Source organism: Paenibacillus sp. J31R98, from assembly GCF_056269245.1.
This window is the reverse complement of record NZ_JBWDNO010000001.1, coordinates 263,566-281,174: the sequence shown is the minus strand read 5'-3', so window position 1 is coordinate 281,174 and position 17,609 is coordinate 263,566. Positions and strand designations below refer to the sequence as shown.

Below are 17,609 nucleotides of genomic sequence, written 5' to 3'. Positions count from 1 at the left end.
ATATTTAAACGTCAAAGTCCACCTCTGCGGGTCGCCCGCGAATGGCAGGCGACTACAGAGGTGGAAACATTTGAGGTGTTATTTATTGGATCAGGCGCTTTCTTCCTTCTTCTTGCCCTTCTTGGAAACAAGCTCCGGCATGATCCGGTCTTGAACGACCTTCTCGGTAATGGTGCAGCTGCTTACATCGTCACGCGAAGGCACTTCATACATCACATCGAGCATGAGTCCTTCGATGATCGCACGCAAGCCGCGGGCTCCAGTGTTACGCTTAATCGCTTCTTTCGCGATGGCATCAAGCGCTCCAGCTTCGAATTCGAGCTTCACGTTATCCATCTCAAGCAGCTTCTGATACTGCTTCACAAGCGCATTCTTCGGCTCGGAGAGGATACGTACAAGCGCGCTCTCATCAAGCGGCTCAAGCGTCGAGATAACCGGCAAACGACCGACAAATTCAGGAATCAAACCGAATTTGAGCAAGTCTTCCGGCAATACCATCGACAAGTATTCGCCCGCTTTCAGATCCTTCTGACCGTCGCCAGCCGTATTAAAGCCGATTACTTTCTTACCAATCCGGCGCTTAATAAGCTGTTCCAGTCCGTCAAATGCGCCGCCGCAGATGAACAGAATGTTCGTCGTGTCAATCTGGATAAATTCTTGATGCGGGTGTTTGCGTCCGCCTTGCGGTGGAACGGAAGCGACCGTGCCTTCAAGAATCTTCAGAAGCGCTTGCTGTACGCCTTCACCGGATACGTCGCGTGTAATCGACGGATTCTCGGATTTGCGCGCTACTTTATCGATTTCGTCGATGTAGATAATGCCGCGTTCAGCTTTCTCCACATCGTAGTCAGCTGCTTGGATCAGCTTGAGCAAAATATTCTCAACGTCTTCACCGACATAGCCGGCTTCTGTAAGCGAAGTTGCATCCGCAATCGCAAACGGTACGTTCAGAATCTTCGCCATTGTCTGTGCAAGAAGCGTCTTACCCGAACCTGTAGGGCCTACGAGCAAGATGTTCGACTTCTGCAACTCAACGTCCTCAAGCTTGTTCTGCGAATTCACGCGCTTGTAGTGGTTATATACCGCTACAGACAGCGACTTCTTCGCTTGCTCTTGGCCGATAACGTATTGATCGAGAATCGCGCGGATATCACGCGGTTTCGGAATGTCCTTCAGGTCAAGCTCTTCTTCGTGACCGAGCTCCTCCTCAACGATTTCCGTACATAGCTCGATACATTCATCGCATATATAGACGCCAGGTCCGGCAACAAGCTTACGCACTTGATCCTGCGACTTGCCACAGAACGAACATTTCAGCTGGCCTTTCTCGTCGTTGAATTTAAACATGAGTTTTCACCCCTTCTTGTTGGTTCGCTGTAAATTACAAAGACGTGACGACTTTATCAATCAAGCCGTAGTTCAACGCCTCTTCCGCGCTCATGAAGTTATCACGATCTGTGTCGCGATCGATACGTTCATAAGTCTGGCCTGTGCGATCCACATATATTTGGTTCAGCTTCTGCTTCGTCTTCAAGATCCAATCTGCATGGATCTTAATATCGGATGCTTGGCCACGTACGCCTCCAAGAGGCTGGTGAATCATAACTTCGGCGTTTGGAAGCGCGAAGCGCTTACCTTTCGCTCCTGCCGTAAGTAGCAGCGAACCCATGCTTGCAGCTAGACCGACACAGATCGTCGATACATCCGGCTTAATAAACTGCATCGTATCATAAATACCCATACCCGCGGTTACGGAACCGCCCGGTGAGTTAATGTACAGATGAATGTCCTTCTCCGGATCATCGGCTGCAAGGAACAGCAGCTGCGCGATGACGGCATTGGCAACATCGTCGTCGATCGCACTTCCTAGAAAAATAATCCGATCCTTCAATAAGCGGGAGTATATATCGTAAGAACGCTCTCCCCGATTCGTTTGCTCAACGACCATAGGCACCAGATTCATGCGACCAACCTTCTTTCATTATCGATTCGTCTTACCCTCATCATTTTAACATGTTACGGAAGCAATGTCATTTTTCTAAGTATGGTATAGCACCGGGTAACTACATATGTATTTCTCTGGCTCCCATCGCATGCCAAAAAGCTGCGTTAGGATAAAATAAGGCACGTATGTACGTGCCTTATCGGTTCATTCATTATTAAGCTACAGCTGTCTTGCTGTTCTCAAGCAGGAACTTGATTGTTTTGCGAAGTACGAGATCTTCTTTGATGTTGTCGAGGTTGCCGTTCGACTCAAAGATCGAGCGAAGCTCTTCTGCCGAGCGACCGTATTGTGTCGACAGCTTCTCAAGCTCTTCGTTCAAATCTTCTTCGCCGGAAGTGATGCCTTCAGCTTTCGCGATTTGCTCCAGAACAAGGTTGTTGCGAACGCGTTTCTCAGCGTCACTGCGCATTTGACCGCGAAGTGCTGCTTCGTCTTGACCGGAGAACTGGTAGTACAGTTCCAGGTTCATGCCTTGCATGCGAAGACGGTTCTCGAAATCACGCAGCATGTAAGTTGTTTCGGATTCGATCATTGCTTCAGGGATTTCGACTACAGCAGCTTCAGCCACTTTGTCTACTACCGCTGTTTCACGAGCCGCTTCGTTCTCTTTCACTTTGCGATCAGCAAGTTTCGCTTGCAGATCTTGCTTGTACTCTTCAAGCGTATCGAATTCGCTAACGTCTTTCGCGAACTCATCGTCAAGAGCCGGAAGGTTCTTGCGCTTGATTTCGTGTACTTTCACTTTGAATACTGCCGGCTTGCCAGCAAGGTGCTCTGCATGGTAAGTCTCTGGGAACGATACTTCAACATCCTTGAAGTCACCAGTTGCCATGCCGATTACTTGCTCTTCAAAGCCTGGGATGAATTGGCCGGAACCAAGCTCCAGGGAGTGATGCTCAGCTTTGCCGCCTTCGAATGCTTCGCCGTCTACATAACCGTCGAAGTCGATGACTGCAGTATCGCCGTTCTCTGCAGCGCCTTCTTCGATAACAGTAAGCTCAGCATGACGCTGTTGCAGACGGTTCAGTTCAGCTGCGATTTCTTCTTCAGTAACTTCTGCGTTTACTGCAGGTACTTCAAGACCTTTGTACTCGCCAAGCTCAACTTCAGGTTTCACAGTTACTTTCGCTATGAACTTGAATGTTTGACCTTTGCCGAATTGTTGAATGTCGATGTCAGGGCGGTCAACTGGGAATACGCCAGTTTCTTTCACTGCTGCTGCATAAGCGTCAGGAAGCAGGATGTCGATCGCATCTTGATACAGGCTTTCCACGCCGAAACGGGATTCGAAGATTGCGCGAGGTACTTTACCTTTACGGAAGCCTGGCACGTTTACTTTTTGAACCACTTTCTTGAATGCTTTGTCAATTGCTTCGGTAACTTGTCCAACTTCAACTTCTGCGTTGATGGAGACAAGATTCTTGTCTATTTTTTCCCAAGTTGCTGTCATGTTATGCTTTCCCCTCCAAAATTAAATAACACATTATTCTGTGTCAGATGTTTCACCGTAATAAACCATTCTATTATACTCAACAATCGGAGTAAGATCAAGACTGGCTGCCGTGCTCGTTTTTAAATTGTACAATTTGGCGCAACGATCGGCAAGCTTGCTCGTACCTGAAGCGCAGCGCATCTGTAATGCCGTATGCGTCCCTAACGTCATCGTCGTTCACTCTGCCATATAATGACAGTTCAAGCACTTGATGGAGCGCCGCAGAATAGGAATCCACTGTCTCATCGTCGTCATTCAGCAAGCGCGTATAGGCTGCTGTGCCATACAGGCATTGCAGACACTCTTTCCACAGCTCTCGGGCAAAATGAGGCAGCGATGCGTCCATGACTTCTGTTACGGATTCTACCCGTTCTACGACTCTTATAACCACAGGTGGAAAATCATCCATCGAAAGCGGTGTTGCTTCGATGTCAAGCTCTACCGTTTCGCCGAGCCGGTCGAGCTGAATCAGCCCTGCTGTGCCCAGCTTCTTCAGCGATTGCAGCGCCTTGAACTGCAGCGCCGGATGGACCTCAGTGCTTGTCAGCCAAGATACAATTGTCTGCTCCACAAGCGGATGCTGCAAATAAGCGGCGCGCTCGAGCGCGAGAATTTGCTGATCCGCCACTGGATGATGCTGCATGATGTAGAGCACCTGCTGCACGAAGGCTTCATCGTAATTGCCCGAGCTCAAGACATCTCGCCGCAGCGTATCTTCATCCAGGTCTTCGTCGCTTCCATCTGCAAGCGTATGTATACCATTACCGTTCGTTTCATGGCTAGGAAAAGCAACATCCAGCCACGTTAAGAGATTGCTCCATTCCTCATAATGACGCTTCTCTTCCCCTTGGCAATTCAGCAGGAAACGCAGCAGTTCCTTCGCTTCGCCGTATCGCTCGGACTCAAGCATGCGCGTCAGCTGATTCTGATATTGATCGAGCATATTGGGAAACAGATACACGTTCTCTTTGTTGTCACCTTGCGTATTCGTGGGAGTTGTAATAAAAATCACCGCCTTGTTCGAGACTGATTATATCACCCCTTTCTGTTTATTTCCATTTGATCGGCAGCCGGACTTTCTACAGCGCCGGCAAGCCGCGTCACAGGCATACTGCTTCGCCTGTAACGCGGCTTGTTCAGCTATCGTTCCTATGCCCTGTCAGTCTCCTTCAACTTCAGCTTCAGCAAGCACAGCCCCTTCAATATCGGTGAATGGGAACCACTCGCCGTCCACCATAAACCGCCCGCCAAGCTGATCGACCCGTTCCACAACGCCTTCGATGCGCGCCTCCTCGAACGGATCGAACATGCGGATCGTAATGAGCCGATGAAGCTGCAGCGAAGTGCTGAACGCCATCGCAATCTCCGACCACTCCGCCTCGTCGATATGCTTGCGTTCCCGGCGTCTTAGCTCTCTCTGATGCTCATTCTGCGCTAATTTATGCTCTGGCAGCATCATCCGGCTGTCCTCCCACAGCCAGTTCCCGCCTGCCGTCAGCTTCCTGGAATCACCCATATATCCATACGCCTCCCAGCCTATTGGCCTATTTGTAGTGTCCGCCAATCTTCATGGCACGGTCCTGCGCTTGCCCCGCAGCGGTCTTGGAAACAGCCCGCATAATAATGGCATCGCCGTATTTATCCTTCAGCCGGTCCATCGCCGCTTCCAAGGCGCCGAGCCGCTCCCGGTTGTCATCCATGACGAGCTGATACTGCTCATCGGACTGAAAGCCCGTTACCGATACGCCGACCCGTCGCACCGGAAGCCCATCCCAGTGCCGGTCGAACAGCGACATCGCATTGGCATAAAGATGATTCGTTACATGCGACGGATACGGCATCGTCATCTGCCGGCTGAAGCCCGTCGGCCTGTCGAAGTCCGCCCCTTGGCAGCCGACCGACAGCGTCCGCCCCATCTTGCCGATCGAACGGCAGCGGCGCGCCACGAGCTCGCACAGCTCAAGCACGATGACCTTGAGTTCATCGCGGGTCCCGTAATCGCGCGGCAGCGTCATCATATGGCCAACCGACTTCTCGCCCATATGCGTCCCAGGCTTCACCGGCGAGTCGTCGATGCCGTTGGCGATCCGCCAGCACACCTCCGCTTGAACGTCGCTCTTCTTGCCGAAGCGCTGCCGCATTCGCACCTTGAGCTGCGAGAGCGGCGTCTGCGCCAGATCGCCGATCGTGCGAACTCCCATCCGCTCGAAATGCGCCGTCATGCGGCTGCCCACCATGAACATCTTATTGACAGGCAGACGCCACAGCGATTCCGCCAGTCGCTCCCGATCAAGCGTATAGATGCCAGATTCGTTCTTCTTGGCGAAATTGTCGCACGCCTGCTTCGCAAGCACCTTCGAATCGGAAATGCCGAATCGCGTATGGACGCCGACCGATTCCTTCACATGACGCTGAATCGTAAGTGCCAGCGTCTCGGGATCCCCGCCATACAAGTGCAAGGAGCCCGTCACATCAATGAACTGCTCGTCGATGGAATAGGCTTCAACGAGGTCGCTGTAGCTCTCATAAATCTGGCTAATGCGCATGCTGTATTCGATATATCTCTGCATAGAAGGCTTGATAATAACAAGATCCCGGCATTTGCCGAGCGCTTCGCCGAGCCGCTCCGCCGTGGTGACGCCATAGCTCTTGGCGAGCGGGCATGCCGCCAGAATGATGCCGGAGCGGCGCTCCGGATCGCCCGCCACGGCGACCGGCTTCCCTTCCAGCTCCGGGTTGAGCGCCTTCTCCACGCTGGCGTAGAAGCTCTGGCAGTCCACGAGGAAGATCGTCCGCGATTTAGCCGGCACGTCGCTTCACCGGCTCTACTGCCAATATCCCTTCCATGCGAAAGACGCGTGGAGCATCTGCCGCCATACAATGCGCCCGAACGAACGTCCCGCTGACCGCCTGCACCTTAATTCGCCGCTTGCTAAGCTTGCCCGCACGATCCTGATAAATAATGTCAACGACACACCCGACATATTTCGCTATTCGCATGCTGCCATCGCCCTCCCTGTTATACGAACGTATATTCTCATTATATGACGGGAATGCATGTTCGTATACAGACTTTTATTTCCAGATGATGGAGAGGGAAACTTTTTCGAAATTAGCACTTGCCATTTCCAAAAGCTACATGCTATAATAGTTCTCGTTGTCCCAGTAGCTCAGTTGGATAGAGCACACGCCTTCTAAGCGTGTTGTCGGGGGTTCGAATCCCTCCTGGGACGCCACTTAAATTATGAATGAGCAAAGCCTTGAAGCCCTTTACTGGGTTTCGAGGCTTTTTTGATTTTTGCACGACCGTATTAGTAAGGCCTCCTGCTGCTGAGCCAAGTGCTCGGGACCGCGGGTGGTCTTTTTTTCATCACGTGTAAAATCCCCCCGTTTAAGGCAACCTACTTCCGTGAAAGGAGTGGATTGCATCCAATGACAACACCGCAAAACGGGCAAACAAAGCCGAGCTCGTTCCCGCCGCAGCATCAGAATCAGCAGCCCGGCATCGAGAGCGAAATGACCCCACGGCCCATGTTTGATTGTCCGAACTATAAACCGGCAGGTAAGCTTGCAGGCAAAGTTGCTATTATAACAGGCGGAGACAGCGGCATCGGCCGGGCTGTCGCGCTTATTTATGCGAAGGAGGGCGCAGACGTAGCGATTGTTTATTTGAGCGAGGATGGCGACGCGAGCGAGATAAAGGGGCGGATTGAGACGCTGGGCAGGCGCTGCATCACCATTGCCGGCGATATCGGCGATCCTGAGTTCTGCAAGAAAGCCGTCTACGACACGACGTCGCAGCTTGGCGGACTTGATATCGTCGTCAACAACGCAGCGGAGCAGCATCCGCAGGAGAGCCTCGAGCTCATAACGCCGCAGCAGCTTGAGCGCACGTTCAAGACGAACGTGTTCGGCATGTTCTATATCACGCAAGCAGCGATGCCGCACCTGAAGTCAGGCTCTGTCATCATCAACACCACCTCTATTACGGCCTACAAAGGCAGCAAGGACCTGCTCGACTACTCGTCGACGAAGGGTGCGCAAGTCGCTTTCACCCGCTCCCTGTCGGCGAATCTGGCAAGTCAGGGCATTCGCGTGAATGCCGTAGCTCCTGGTCCGATCTGGACGCCGCTCATCCCATCGACGTTCGATGAACAGAAGGTCGCCAAGTTCGGCGCCGACACCCCGATGAAACGGGCCGGCCAGCCGGAGGAGCTTGCTCCAGCCTATGTCTACCTGGCTTGCGAGGACTCGTCCTATATGAGCGGACAGGTGCTGCATGTGAACGGCGGGGAGATTGTGAACGGCTAAGTAAGGCAGCAAACCTATAAGCACGCAAAAAAGCCAGCCCACGAGGCTGGCTTTACCTTTTTACGTTAAATCCGTTTCAGCAGGCGAGCAATCGAGCGGTCCGCTTCCTTCAGCACAAGCCGTTTGTCCACGGTCTTCACCTTGCCGCGGTCGACGACGAGCTTGCCATCCACCCACACATGCGACACATTGCCCCTGGATGCGGCGTACACCACTCTGGAGTACGGATCGGCATCATAAGAAGGGAACGTGTGAAAATCATTCAGGTCCAACAGCACGAGGTCCGCCTTCTTCCCTACTTCGATGCTTCCGATCAGATGATCGAGCCCAAGCGTTCGCGCCCCTCCGATGGTCGCCATCCGCAGCACCGTCCGCGCATTCATCGACTCTGGTCCGCAGCGCACCTTGTGCAGCAGCGCGGTTAGCTTCATCTCTTGGAACATATCAAGCGTATTGTTGCACGGAGCGCCATCCGCGCCAATGCCTATGTCGATACCCTGCTCCAGCAGCTCGGGCACCAAGGCAATGCCAGAGGATAGCTTCAGGTTGGAGCCAGGGCAATGGGTCATCTTCGTACCGGTACGCTTCAAGATTTCCCGTTCTTCATCATCCAGCCATATGCAATGCGCTAGCACGAGCCGCGGCGAGGTTAAGCCAATGTGATCAAGGTACACAATATTGCGCATCCCCCGCTGGCGCATGACGAGCTCGATCTCCTCGCGATTCTCAGCAGCATGTGTATGAACGAGCACGTTGTACTTCGCCGACAGGTCACGAACCTCCGTGAGCAGACGCTCCGAGCAGGACACCACAAACCGCGGGCAATACGCATAGCTGATGCGCCCACCGTCATGGCCGTGCCACCGTTCAAGCAGCTCAGTACTCTCTGCGATCGAGCGGTTCGTGTCTTCCTGCAGCCCGATCGGCACATCGCCGCCCGCGTCCATCATCACTTTGCCGGAGATTGCCCGAATGCCGCTTGATGCCATCGCCTGAAAAGCAAAATCAGTATGGCTCACCGTCTCCATATCGAGAATCGTCGTCGTCCCGCTGCGCAGCAGTTCGCCTATGCCGAGCATCGCCGAGTAGTACACCGACTCCTCGTCATGAGCAGCTTCAAGCGGCCATACCCGCGTGCGGAGCCAGTCCATCAGCGCCATATCATCGGCTCTTCCGCGAAATAGCGTCTGGCACAGATGAATATGCGTCTGCACGAATCCGGGCAGCAGCAGCTTGCCTTTTGCCTCGATAACGGTCGTCGATTCCGCATCATAATCAGTCACTCGCCCGCCGACCGCGACAATGGCATCATCCCGAATGAGAACATCGCCAACAATAAGGTCATCCTGCTCGTTCATGGTGACAATAGTTGCATTGCGCAGTAAAGTCGCTGCCATCGCAATCGCCTGCCTCCTTCATACCGCATTTACGCGTGAATATGTCAGATATACTAACATTGTAACACGTCCATCAGAGGAGAAGGAATATTTTACAAAATCAGGACCAATCCATAAGCCTGCTAATCTCTGCACGAATACCAGGATACGAGAGCACCTGCTCCTTGAACGTCTCCCGCTGCCCCCAATCCGTCTTCATTGTCGGCGTATCGAACAGCGCATCACTCACATCCACGAATGCGCTGTGCATACTGTTGTCATACCAGTCAATCTCGGACTTCGCATCATTCTGGACGACAGCCACCATATCGTAGTCGTTATCCTGCGACGCGCCAAAATAAACAAGCAGCTCCGGCGTGCTTGCATCATTCGTATGTACTTCCACCTCGCAAGTGCGGAGCCCGTCACGGTCCACTGCGCGCCTTACATGAGCATCAGTCACGATCATTCGAGTCTCCCCTCGGGAAGCAGCCCCATCGTCGCGATATGCTGTTTGGTCTCTGAGGTGCCGAGCTCGTAGAGCAGCCTGTAGATATCCACAAGCAAGCCATCTACGCCTGCATTGATTTGACGGTCTGACGCCGAACTGAACGGTGTGCTCGCAAAATGAAACAGCTGCTGCTCATCCGTCGTCGCATATTCCTCCATCAACTCTTGCAAACGGTTCAATTCCTCTTCATTAGCTGTAATTGCCAATTCATATGCGGCAGCGGTCGGATCCTCTAAGATTGAGCCCGCCTGTACGGACACATAATACGGTTTGCGTGCGTAATATGACTCATCGTAGTCATTTGCCATTATTGAAAACACCCTCCTTCTATCGCTCTAGCATCCCCCTTCGGACAGACATTTTATCCATATTTTTCGCATAACCATCTTAGTACGCTGTTTTAAGCTTCTGCATACGAAAGGAATGAGAACCATGTGTGGATTCACGGGCTGGATCAGTTGGACCGAGGACCTGACGAAACAATCCATCACTCTGGAGAAAATGACCGGAACGCTCGCTAACCGCGGCCCGGACGCCTCCGGTACCTGGATCTCGCCGCATTGCGCGCTTGGCCACCGCCGCCTCTCCGTCATTGACCCTGCAAACGGAGCGCAGCCGATGGTCCGCACGTCCGAAGACGATACTTACGTCCTTGTGTATAACGGAGAGTTATATAATGCGCCTGAGCTGAAAAGGGAACTGGAGGGCCGCGGCCGACACTTCACCACGACTTGCGACACGGAAGTGCTGCTCGTCGCTTATATGGAGTGGGGACCGGCTTGCGTTGAGAAATTCAACGGCATCTTCGCTTTTGCGCTGTGGGATTCAAGGGAACAGCAGCTGTTCGTTGCGCGGGACCGGCTCGGCGTGAAGCCGTTCTTCTTCGCGAAGCAGCTGGGACGTTTCATATTCGGCTCGGAGCCTAAGGCGCTGCTTGCGCACCCTGCGGTGAAGCCGGAAGTCGGACCCGAAGGCTTGGCGGAGATCTTCATCGTCGGACCTGCGCGTACGCCCGGCGTCGGAGTGTATCGCGACCTATCTGAATTAAAGCCAGGGCAGTGCGCGATCATAGACCGCTCCGGCATGAAGGTGAGCACTTATTGGGAATTGCAAAGCAAGCCGCATACGGAGTCAGTCGAGGAAACGGCGAAGACGGTCGGCGAACTGCTGAAGGATACAGTCGAGCGCCAGTTGGTCTCTGACGTGCCTCTCTGCACGCTGCTTTCCGGCGGCCTTGATTCGAGCGCGCTCACGTCGCTTGCCGTTAACTACTACAACGAGACTGGGCAAAGCAATGTTCATACGTTCTCGGTGGATTATGTCGATAACGATAAACATTTTAAGGCGCATGCGTTCCAGCCGAATGCCGATGCGCCGTGGATTGAACGGATGGTCAGCCATCTTGGCACCACCCATCACTCGATGGTATTCGATACGCCCGAGCTCGTCGCAACGCTGCGCGAGGCCATGTTAGCGCGGGATATGCCGGGTATGGCGGATGTGGATGCGTCGCTGCTGCTCTTCTGCCGGGAGATCAAGAAGGAAGCAACGGTGGCGATTTCTGGTGAAGCGGCGGATGAAATCTTCGGCGGCTATCCATGGTTCCACCGCGAGGATGCGTTGAACGCCGGTACATTCCCGTGGTCCCTGGCGGCAGGCATGCGCGCAGACCTGCTCTCGCAGGACGTCGCGGCGTGGATTCGTCCGCTTGAGTATATTAAGGATCGTTACTCCGATGCGATTGCCGAAGTGCCTCACCTAGGCGGCGAGAACGAGGCCGCTCGCAAGATGAGACAGATGTCGTATCTCAACATCACGCGCTTCATGCCGACGCTGCTCGACCGCAAAGACCGGATGAGCATGGCTGTCGGGCTCGAGGTGCGCGTCCCTTATTGCGATCACCGGCTGGTCGAGTACGTGTACAATATTCCGTGGGAGATCAAGATCGCGGGCGACCGGGAAAAAGGCATCCTCCGCAAAGCGCTCGAGGGCGTCCTGCCGAACGATGTGCTGTACCGCAAGAAAAGCCCATATCCGAAGACGCATAATCCGAACTACCTGAACGCGGTGCGCAAACAGGTGCTTGAGATCATCAACGAGGGCACCTCCCCGCTGCTTTCCTTGATCAATGTGAAGAAAATCCGCGAGCTCGCCGAGTCGGAAGAAGCCAGTTCAAACATCCCATGGTTCGGCCAGCTCATGAGCGGTCCACAGCTGTTCGCTTGGCTGCTCCAGGTCGATATGTGGCTGCGGGAGTATAAGGTGGTCATTAGGTAGTTGGTTAGTTGGCGGCGAGAACGGCGTATAGAGCTGAGACTTGAAAAACCGATAGAGGAGAACTCCTCTATCGGTTTTTTTGCGCTTCGCCGAGAGTGGTCAAACTGAGAGCGGAAATTCCGATTCTGGGAGGACGATTGAGCTGTAGGAGTCCCTGAAAGCGGGATATTGCTGCCTCAGCGTTTGGAAGGCAACATATTGCTCAAGTTGACGCGAGAGCGCGCTCATCCATTGGCTGAGCAAGGTTAGTTGGGAGATCGAGGGAACACATACGTGCTCTCAGAGCCATCGGTGCGGAGGAAGTGACAGGCTGAGAGCGGGTTTTCCCTCTCTCGGTGAGGGGATTCGGTCGTATTCGGCCGAAGTGACCGGTGGAGAGAGGATTTTACCTCTCTCAGCGTGCAAATTGGTGCGATTTGATCGTTGAGAGCGGGTTTTCCCTCTCTCATCGAAAAAAAAAAAAAAAAAAAAAAACCGAGAGAACACATACGTGCTCTCAGCACCATTTCGGCGTGGATTTCTTGCTGAGAGAGCATATATGTGCTCTCAGACTCAGAGACAAGCTCAATTAGCGCTTGCCCTCTTGCCGAGAGAACACATACGTGCTCTCAGCTCCATTTTGGCGCGGATTTCTTGCTGAGAGAGCATATACGTGCTCTCGAGCAAAACAAACGCTCGCCGCCCCAGCTGTCGGGGCAGCGACAAACAAAAAAAAGAGCAGACAAGCCACGAAAGTGGCTGTCTGCCCTTCTATCACGCAAGCTTCGCCAGCAGCGCGGCGAGTGCGGCGCCGCGGTGGCTGATCGCTTGCTTCTCCTCGGTCGATAGCTCCGCCATCGACTTGCCCTGCCCGCTGACATAGAACAGCGGGTCATAGCCGAAGCCGCCTTCACCGCGCGGCTTCTCCATGATATAGCCCGCGGCGTAGCCCTCGCTCTCCACGAACGCGCGCTCCGCCGGGTCGTACAGCGCCAGCGCGCAGACGAACCGCGCTTCGCTGAGCAGCTTCGTACCGTCCGCGAGCGGCTCCAAGCCCTCACCCGCGCCAGCGTCGCCAAGCGCAGCCAGCTCGCGCAGCAGCTTCTCATTGTTGCGCGCATCGGTCGCGCCTTCGCCCGAGTACCGGGCCGAGTAGACGCCCGGCTCGCCGCCGAGCCGCGCAACCTCCAGACCCGAATCGTCGGCGAGCACCGGCATGCCGAGCGCTTCCGCCACTTCCTGCGCCTTCTTGCGGGAGTTCTCAGCGAAGGTGACGCCGTCCTCAACGACATCCGGCAAGCTCGGATAGTCGAACATACTCACAACGCGCATGCCCAGTTTCTCGAACGCATGCGCGAATTCCTTCACCTTGCCGGCATTCTTGGTCGCGACGACGACCGTATTGCCCGGCCTCATACGCTAGCCGTTCCGATCCGGCTGCCGATGTCGCCAAGCACTTCGCGCTGCTTCTCAATCAAGCTCGCAATGCCCGCTTCCGCGCTCGCGAGCAGCTCATTAAGCTCGTCGCGCGAGAATGGCGCTTCTTCTCCTGTTCCCTGCACTTCAACGAACTTGCGGGCGCCAGTCATGACAACGTTCATATCGACCTTCGCCTTCGAATCCTCTTCGTAGTTCAGATCGAGCAACGTGCGCTCGCCAATAACGCCGACGCTCACCGAAGCGAGATAATCCGTAATCGGATATTTCGCGAACGCATTCGCGCGATCCAGCTTGTGAATCGCCAGCGCGAGCGCCACGAACGCCCCGGTAATTGAAGTCGTACGCGTGCCGCCATCTGCCTGCAGCACATCGCAGTCGAGCGTAAGCGTACGTTCGCCGAGCGCCTGCAAATCAATGACCGAGCGCAACGCGCGGCCAATCAGCCGCTGAATCTCCATCGTGCGGCCCGTCAGCTTGCCTTTCGCCGATTCACGCTGGTTGCGCACCTGCGTCGCGCGCGGAAGCATCGAATACTCCGCGTTAATCCATCCTTTGCCTTGCCCCTTCATAAAAGGCGGCACGCGCTCCTCAACCGAAGCCGTGCACAGCACCTGTGTATCGCCAAACGCTATAAGAACGGAACCTTCTGCGTGTTTGTTCGGATGTAGCGTAATCGTGACCGGCCGAAGCTCAGCTGCCTGTCGTCCGTCAATTCTCATCGTATGTAAGCCTCCATCTGTTTTTACGTCAACCTCACTCATTTTACCAAAAGAATGCCTCAAAATCATCTTTCCCTTAAAAACAAGAAAGACCTGCGCTAACCGCACCAAACAGTGCGATTAAGCAGGCCTTCGATCATGCAGCCGTTGGCTACAGACAATTAAGATTTGAATGCGTTCAAACTCACCATCCGCGTAACAGGCTCGGAGTATTTACGATTAAGCGTATCGACGAAGTCTGTCTTGCCGTTCAGCTTCACCTGAACTTTGGTAAGACCAGTAACTTCGGTCAACGACAGGATGAGCGCGTCCATCATTTCGGCCGGCTCCGGCTGGCCAGCTTGATAGCTGTCGTCCTGCAACTCGACCGTTACGAGGTCCTTCTGCTTCGTTACGCTCTTCACGAGCACATCCGAAGTCATGACCGCTTTAAGCGGCAAGTTGTTGATCGGACCGCTGATAAGCTGCTCGATCGCCGTCTTCGCTTTGTTGTCGGAACGGTTCACAAGACGGGTCACCGGTACGAAATAAGGCTCATCGTCAGGTGTAACGGCGGAGAAATAAATCGTTACCGGCGTCGACATGCTGTAGTCTACGTTATCGGCAGCTTCGAGGTTGATGCCAATTGCGCGAGTAAGGTCGTCGTCCATCGGCAGGCCGTCAACAGGCATCTCCGTGAGGCGCGTTCCTTCGAGATTGATCTCCACTTTATTGACATCCTGCAAGCTTGTCAGCGTCCAAGTGATCGCTTCGACAATCGACCGCTCGTCCTCTGCTTTATAATTGCTGAACTCCTTCGAGAAGTCGACGATAGCCAGCTTTTGATCAGGAACGATATTCAGCCCTTTGATGACTGTGCCCTTCGGCAGCACCGCTTGGAAGCCGTCCGGGATCTCGCTTGCATACGTTCCGCCATCTACCATCATTTCCAGTGCTTTCTGACCAGGCTTTTCTTCCGCGCCGAGACCTGCCATTACCGTAATTGGCGCAAGCAGTCCGCCCCGATCCTTCAGATACAGCGTCATTTGCGACTGATCGCCTTGAGAAGTTTGATCGCCTTGCGCGACAGTTTGTCCATTGTTGTCAGCGTCCCCGCTTACGTTCTGCGCGGTGTTTTGCGGCGGGTCTATCGATTTGCTTGCTGGCTGAGAGAACAGTCCACAGCCGGTTGTCAAGATGGGCAGAGCCAGCACTCCCGCGAGCGCGGCCCGGCGAATGAGCCGATTGTAAGTCATGGTTATTTTTCCTCCCTATTCTGAATGTTGAATCTTTGGTTTTGGTACAAGACCTGCTTTTGTAGTACTATATATACGAGCCCTCCAAATCAATTAGACCAGTTTTGTCCACCATTTTGAGACAAGGGGTGTTAGGCATGACAAAGTCCAGTACGTACAGTCTCAACAGCGCCAAAATCGCCGAAGCGACAAAGGAATGGCTCACCAAACGCGGCGTAAAGACGTCTCAAATCGCCGAACTCGTTATTTTCTTGCAAAAGGATTATTTTCCCGACCTCACCATGGAGGAATGCGAGCTCTATGTTGAAGCCGTGCTTACGAAACGCGAGGTGCAGAACGCCGTATTGACCGGCATTCAGCTGGATATCCTGGCCGAGCAAGGCAAGCTCCTCTCCCCGTTGCAAGAGATGATCGAGAATGACGAGGGACTCTACGGCTGCGATGAAATTCTGGCTTTATCCATCGTGAATGTGTACGGCAGCATCGGATTCACCAACTTCGGTTACGTGGACAAGCTCAAGCCGGGCATATTGAAGAAGCTTAACGATAAAGAAGACGCGGAATGCCACACATTCCTCGATGATATTGTAGGAGCTATCGCAGCAGCGGCGAGCAGCCGCATTGCGCATCGCAAACAAGCGGAACGAGAAGGACGAGTCGGACCCCCGATTGACTAACCAAATAAAGGGCCACGCAAGTGCGTTAGTTTGATGACTAACGAATGCGTGACCCTTTTTATTTTGAAAATAGAAGCCTTTATTTGAAATCGCCTATTAGCGACTTGTAGACGCCCATTGCCGCCTCTTTGCCTTGACGAATGCAATCCGGCAAGCCGACGCCGTCAAAAGCAGCACCTGTAACCCAGACCCCAGGCATCTGAGCACGTAACTTCGTACGAAGCTTCGCCGTCTCCTGCAGATGGCCGACCGGATACTGCGGCATCGAATGATGCAGCCTGGTAATCTCAGTGAAGAGCGGCTCCGCTGTAATGCCCATCGTATTCCGAATATCCCGGCGGACCGCTTCAGTCAGCTGGTTGTCCGACAAATCCACAACCGCTTCATCACCGGAACGGCCGACGTAGCAGCGCAGCAGCACCTTGTCGCTCGGGCTGGAATGCAGCCATTTGGCCGAGGTCCATGTGCAAGCGGTAATCGTTGTCCCTTCCGAGCGCGGAACGACGAAGCCTGAACCGTCAAAATCCATGCCGAGCGTTGTTTTATCAAACGCCATCACGACATTCGCGACCGATACATAGCGAATCGCATGCAGTGCATCGACATTCATATGAGGTTCAAGCAAGTCAGCCGCATCGAATGCCGGAGCGGTAATGACGATACCGTCTGCCTCGAGAATTTCCCCGTCGCTCAGCAGCACTTCATAAGGGGCAGTGTCTTCTCCATGCTCGTCCGGATTGTTCTGCCGGAACGCGACTGCTTTACAGCCTAGCTTCCACTCTGCAATTTCGAGCGCCTTATGCAGCGCCTCCACCATCGTTGCCAATCCACCGCGGAACGTGAGGAACATGCTGTTCTTCACCGCATCCGGCAGTCGTGTCGCCACAGCAGGCGTTGATGCCGAAAGCCGCTTATTGGCGCGCATGCCGCGAATCAAACTGCCGTGCTTGCGCTCTGCATCCCGAAACTGAGGGAATGTCGACGCGAGGCTTAGCTTATCCAGCTCTCCTGCATAGATGCCAGCGAGCAGCGGTTCTGCTACCCGCTCCATCACCTCAGCACCTACGCGGCGCGTCAAGAAGTGGCCGATCGATTCGTCCCCTTCCTCCTTGCCCGCTGGAAGCACGAAATCCATCATCGCCCGAAGCTTGCCTCCCCAAGAGAGCAAGCCCGTCTTCGCGAACGGCGCGATCTCCGTCGGCACGCCAAGCACGAGGCCAGGCGGCATCGGATGGAGCTTGCCGTCATGTAAGATATAAGTCTTCTTCGCTTTCGGATTCGTTCCGACCAGCTGATTCTCAATGCCAAGATCATAAGCGAGATCAATAATCGGCGTCTTGCGCGCCAAGAATGAGTCCGGTCCTCGCTCAATGGTAAAGCCGTCACGTTTCAACGTGTTGATTTTGCCCCCGATACGCTCTGAAGGATCGACAATTGTAACGAGCGCATCGCGACCGCGCTGCTTCGCTTGTTTCAACAAATAAAAAGCGGAGCTCAGTCCACTGATGCCTCCGCCAATTACGACAAAGCGATCGCGTTTTCCATTACCCCGCATGCAGGTCATCTCCCAAAGGTAGGTTTCTCACG

The 17,609-nt window shown here is 54.0% G+C and carries 17 protein-coding genes and 1 tRNA gene; 4 read left to right on the top strand and 14 right to left on the bottom strand.

Annotated elements, in window-relative coordinates:
* Positions 1 to 90 precede the first annotated feature (90 nt).
* The 7 genes from clpX to AC0YNX_RS01160 all read right to left on the bottom strand — a co-directional run bounded on the left by clpX (position 91) and on the right by AC0YNX_RS01160 (position 6,497).
* Entirely contained in the window at positions 91 to 1,347 is a 1,257-nt protein-coding gene (clpX, locus tag AC0YNX_RS01190) for an ATP-dependent protease ATP-binding subunit ClpX (RefSeq protein WP_475813831.1), read from the bottom strand.
* A gap of 34 nt (positions 1,348 to 1,381) precedes the next feature.
* Positions 1,382 to 1,963 (bottom strand): ATP-dependent Clp endopeptidase proteolytic subunit ClpP, encoded by a 582-nt coding sequence (clpP, locus tag AC0YNX_RS01185; RefSeq protein WP_475813830.1) that lies wholly within the window; start codon positions 1,961 to 1,963, stop codon positions 1,382 to 1,384.
* Between the two features lie 196 nt (positions 1,964 to 2,159).
* A complete protein-coding gene (gene tig / locus AC0YNX_RS01180; protein ID WP_475813829.1) occupies positions 2,160 to 3,455 on the bottom strand; it encodes a trigger factor in 1,296 nt (431 codons plus the stop codon).
* 97 nt (positions 3,456 to 3,552) lie between these two features.
* On the bottom strand, positions 3,553 to 4,509 hold the full coding sequence (locus tag AC0YNX_RS01175; protein WP_475813828.1) for a hypothetical protein: 957 nt from the start codon (positions 4,507 to 4,509) through the stop codon (positions 3,553 to 3,555).
* A 147-nt stretch (positions 4,510 to 4,656) separates the two neighbouring features.
* On the bottom strand, positions 4,657 to 5,013 hold the full coding sequence (locus AC0YNX_RS01170) for a YolD-like family protein (RefSeq protein ID WP_475813827.1): 357 nt from the start codon (positions 5,011 to 5,013) through the stop codon (positions 4,657 to 4,659).
* 28 nt (positions 5,014 to 5,041) lie between these two features.
* On the bottom strand, positions 5,042 to 6,307 hold the full coding sequence (locus AC0YNX_RS01165; protein WP_475813826.1) for a DNA polymerase IV: 1,266 nt from the start codon (positions 6,305 to 6,307) through the stop codon (positions 5,042 to 5,044).
* The gene (locus AC0YNX_RS01160; protein ID WP_475813825.1) at positions 6,297 to 6,497 is read right to left on the bottom strand and encodes a hypothetical protein; all 201 of its coding nucleotides are present in this window, start codon (positions 6,495 to 6,497) and stop codon (positions 6,297 to 6,299) included. Before AC0YNX_RS01160 ends, AC0YNX_RS01165 begins: the two co-directional genes overlap by 11 nt.
* Before the next feature lie 159 nt (positions 6,498 to 6,656).
* On the opposite strand from AC0YNX_RS01160, the gene AC0YNX_RS01155 reads away from it, so the two are divergent.
* Positions 6,657 to 6,733: transfer RNA gene (locus tag AC0YNX_RS01155), tRNA-Arg, on the top strand.
* A gap of 196 nt (positions 6,734 to 6,929) precedes the next feature.
* On the top strand, positions 6,930 to 7,808 hold the full coding sequence (locus tag AC0YNX_RS01150; protein ID WP_475813824.1) for an SDR family oxidoreductase: 879 nt from the start codon (positions 6,930 to 6,932) through the stop codon (positions 7,806 to 7,808).
* A 65-nt stretch (positions 7,809 to 7,873) separates the two neighbouring features.
* Here AC0YNX_RS01150 and AC0YNX_RS01145 read toward each other — a convergent pair whose 3' ends face one another.
* The 3 genes from AC0YNX_RS01145 to AC0YNX_RS01135 form a co-directional block, all read right to left on the bottom strand.
* Positions 7,874 to 9,205, bottom strand: coding sequence for a 5'-deoxyadenosine deaminase (locus tag AC0YNX_RS01145; RefSeq protein WP_475813823.1), 1,332 nt, complete (start codon positions 9,203 to 9,205; stop codon positions 7,874 to 7,876).
* 100 nt (positions 9,206 to 9,305) lie between these two features.
* The gene (locus AC0YNX_RS01140) at positions 9,306 to 9,653 is read right to left on the bottom strand and encodes a hypothetical protein (protein ID WP_475813822.1); all 348 of its coding nucleotides are present in this window, start codon (positions 9,651 to 9,653) and stop codon (positions 9,306 to 9,308) included.
* Positions 9,650 to 10,003 carry a hypothetical protein gene (locus AC0YNX_RS01135; RefSeq protein WP_475813821.1) on the bottom strand — a complete coding sequence of 118 codons (354 nt, stop codon included), beginning with the start codon at positions 10,001 to 10,003 and terminating at the stop codon, positions 9,650 to 9,652. Before AC0YNX_RS01135 ends, AC0YNX_RS01140 begins: the two co-directional genes overlap by 4 nt.
* Positions 10,004 to 10,127: 124 nt before the next feature.
* Between AC0YNX_RS01135 and asnB the strand changes: the two genes are divergently transcribed.
* Positions 10,128 to 11,972: an asparagine synthase (glutamine-hydrolyzing) gene (gene asnB / locus AC0YNX_RS01130; protein WP_475813820.1), complete on the top strand. Its 1,845-nt coding sequence runs from the start codon at positions 10,128 to 10,130 to the stop codon at positions 11,970 to 11,972.
* A gap of 753 nt (positions 11,973 to 12,725) precedes the next feature.
* Here asnB and rdgB read toward each other — a convergent pair.
* From rdgB to AC0YNX_RS01115, 3 genes are all read right to left on the bottom strand, one after another.
* A complete protein-coding gene (rdgB, locus tag AC0YNX_RS01125; protein WP_475813819.1) occupies positions 12,726 to 13,367 on the bottom strand; it encodes an RdgB/HAM1 family non-canonical purine NTP pyrophosphatase in 642 nt (213 codons plus the stop codon).
* Entirely contained in the window at positions 13,364 to 14,110 is a 747-nt protein-coding gene (gene rph / locus AC0YNX_RS01120; RefSeq protein ID WP_475813818.1) for a ribonuclease PH, read from the bottom strand. The genes rdgB and rph overlap by 4 nt, the downstream gene beginning before the upstream one ends.
* A gap of 161 nt (positions 14,111 to 14,271) precedes the next feature.
* Positions 14,272 to 15,345 (bottom strand): GerMN domain-containing protein, encoded by a 1,074-nt coding sequence (locus AC0YNX_RS01115; protein WP_475813817.1) that lies wholly within the window; start codon positions 15,343 to 15,345, stop codon positions 14,272 to 14,274.
* Between the two features lie 137 nt (positions 15,346 to 15,482).
* Here AC0YNX_RS01115 and AC0YNX_RS01110 point away from each other — a divergent pair, with 137 nt between their 5' ends.
* Positions 15,483 to 16,022, top strand: coding sequence for a phosphatidylglycerophosphatase A family protein (locus AC0YNX_RS01110; RefSeq protein ID WP_475813816.1), 540 nt, complete (start codon positions 15,483 to 15,485; stop codon positions 16,020 to 16,022).
* A gap of 79 nt (positions 16,023 to 16,101) precedes the next feature.
* On the opposite strand, the gene hemG is transcribed toward AC0YNX_RS01110, so the two are convergent.
* Positions 16,102 to 17,577 carry a protoporphyrinogen oxidase gene (gene hemG / locus AC0YNX_RS01105; protein WP_475813815.1) on the bottom strand — a complete coding sequence of 492 codons (1,476 nt, stop codon included), beginning with the start codon at positions 17,575 to 17,577 and terminating at the stop codon, positions 16,102 to 16,104.
* Positions 17,578 to 17,609 lie beyond the last annotated feature (32 nt).

Excerpts from the sequence above, each read along its gene's own strand:
- AC0YNX_RS01110 (WP_475813816.1), top strand. The coding sequence starts at position 15,483 with ATGACAAAGTCCAGTACGTACAGTCTCAACAGCGCCAAAATCGCCGAA.
- hemG (WP_475813815.1), bottom strand. The coding sequence starts at position 17,577 with ATGCGGGGTAATGGAAAACGCGATCGCTTTGTCGTAATTGGCGGAGGC.
- asnB (WP_475813820.1), top strand. The coding sequence starts at position 10,128 with ATGTGTGGATTCACGGGCTGGATCAGTTGGACCGAGGACCTGACGAAA.
- clpP (WP_475813830.1), bottom strand. The coding sequence starts at position 1,963 with ATGAATCTGGTGCCTATGGTCGTTGAGCAAACGAATCGGGGAGAGCGT.
- AC0YNX_RS01135 (WP_475813821.1), bottom strand. The coding sequence starts at position 10,003 with ATGGCAAATGACTACGATGAGTCATATTACGCACGCAAACCGTATTAT.
- AC0YNX_RS01140 (WP_475813822.1), bottom strand. The coding sequence starts at position 9,653 with ATGATCGTGACTGATGCTCATGTAAGGCGCGCAGTGGACCGTGACGGG.
- AC0YNX_RS01115 (WP_475813817.1), bottom strand. The coding sequence starts at position 15,345 with ATGACTTACAATCGGCTCATTCGCCGGGCCGCGCTCGCGGGAGTGCTG.
- AC0YNX_RS01160 (WP_475813825.1), bottom strand. The coding sequence starts at position 6,497 with ATGCGAATAGCGAAATATGTCGGGTGTGTCGTTGACATTATTTATCAG.
- rph (WP_475813818.1), bottom strand. The coding sequence starts at position 14,110 with ATGAGAATTGACGGACGACAGGCAGCTGAGCTTCGGCCGGTCACGATT.
- AC0YNX_RS01170 (WP_475813827.1), bottom strand. The coding sequence starts at position 5,013 with ATGGGTGATTCCAGGAAGCTGACGGCAGGCGGGAACTGGCTGTGGGAG.
- tig (WP_475813829.1), bottom strand. The coding sequence starts at position 3,455 with ATGACAGCAACTTGGGAAAAAATAGACAAGAATCTTGTCTCCATCAAC.
- clpX (WP_475813831.1), bottom strand. The coding sequence starts at position 1,347 with ATGTTTAAATTCAACGACGAGAAAGGCCAGCTGAAATGTTCGTTCTGT.
- AC0YNX_RS01145 (WP_475813823.1), bottom strand. The coding sequence starts at position 9,205 with ATGGCAGCGACTTTACTGCGCAATGCAACTATTGTCACCATGAACGAG.
- rdgB (WP_475813819.1), bottom strand. The coding sequence starts at position 13,367 with ATGAGGCCGGGCAATACGGTCGTCGTCGCGACCAAGAATGCCGGCAAG.
- AC0YNX_RS01150 (WP_475813824.1), top strand. The coding sequence starts at position 6,930 with ATGACAACACCGCAAAACGGGCAAACAAAGCCGAGCTCGTTCCCGCCG.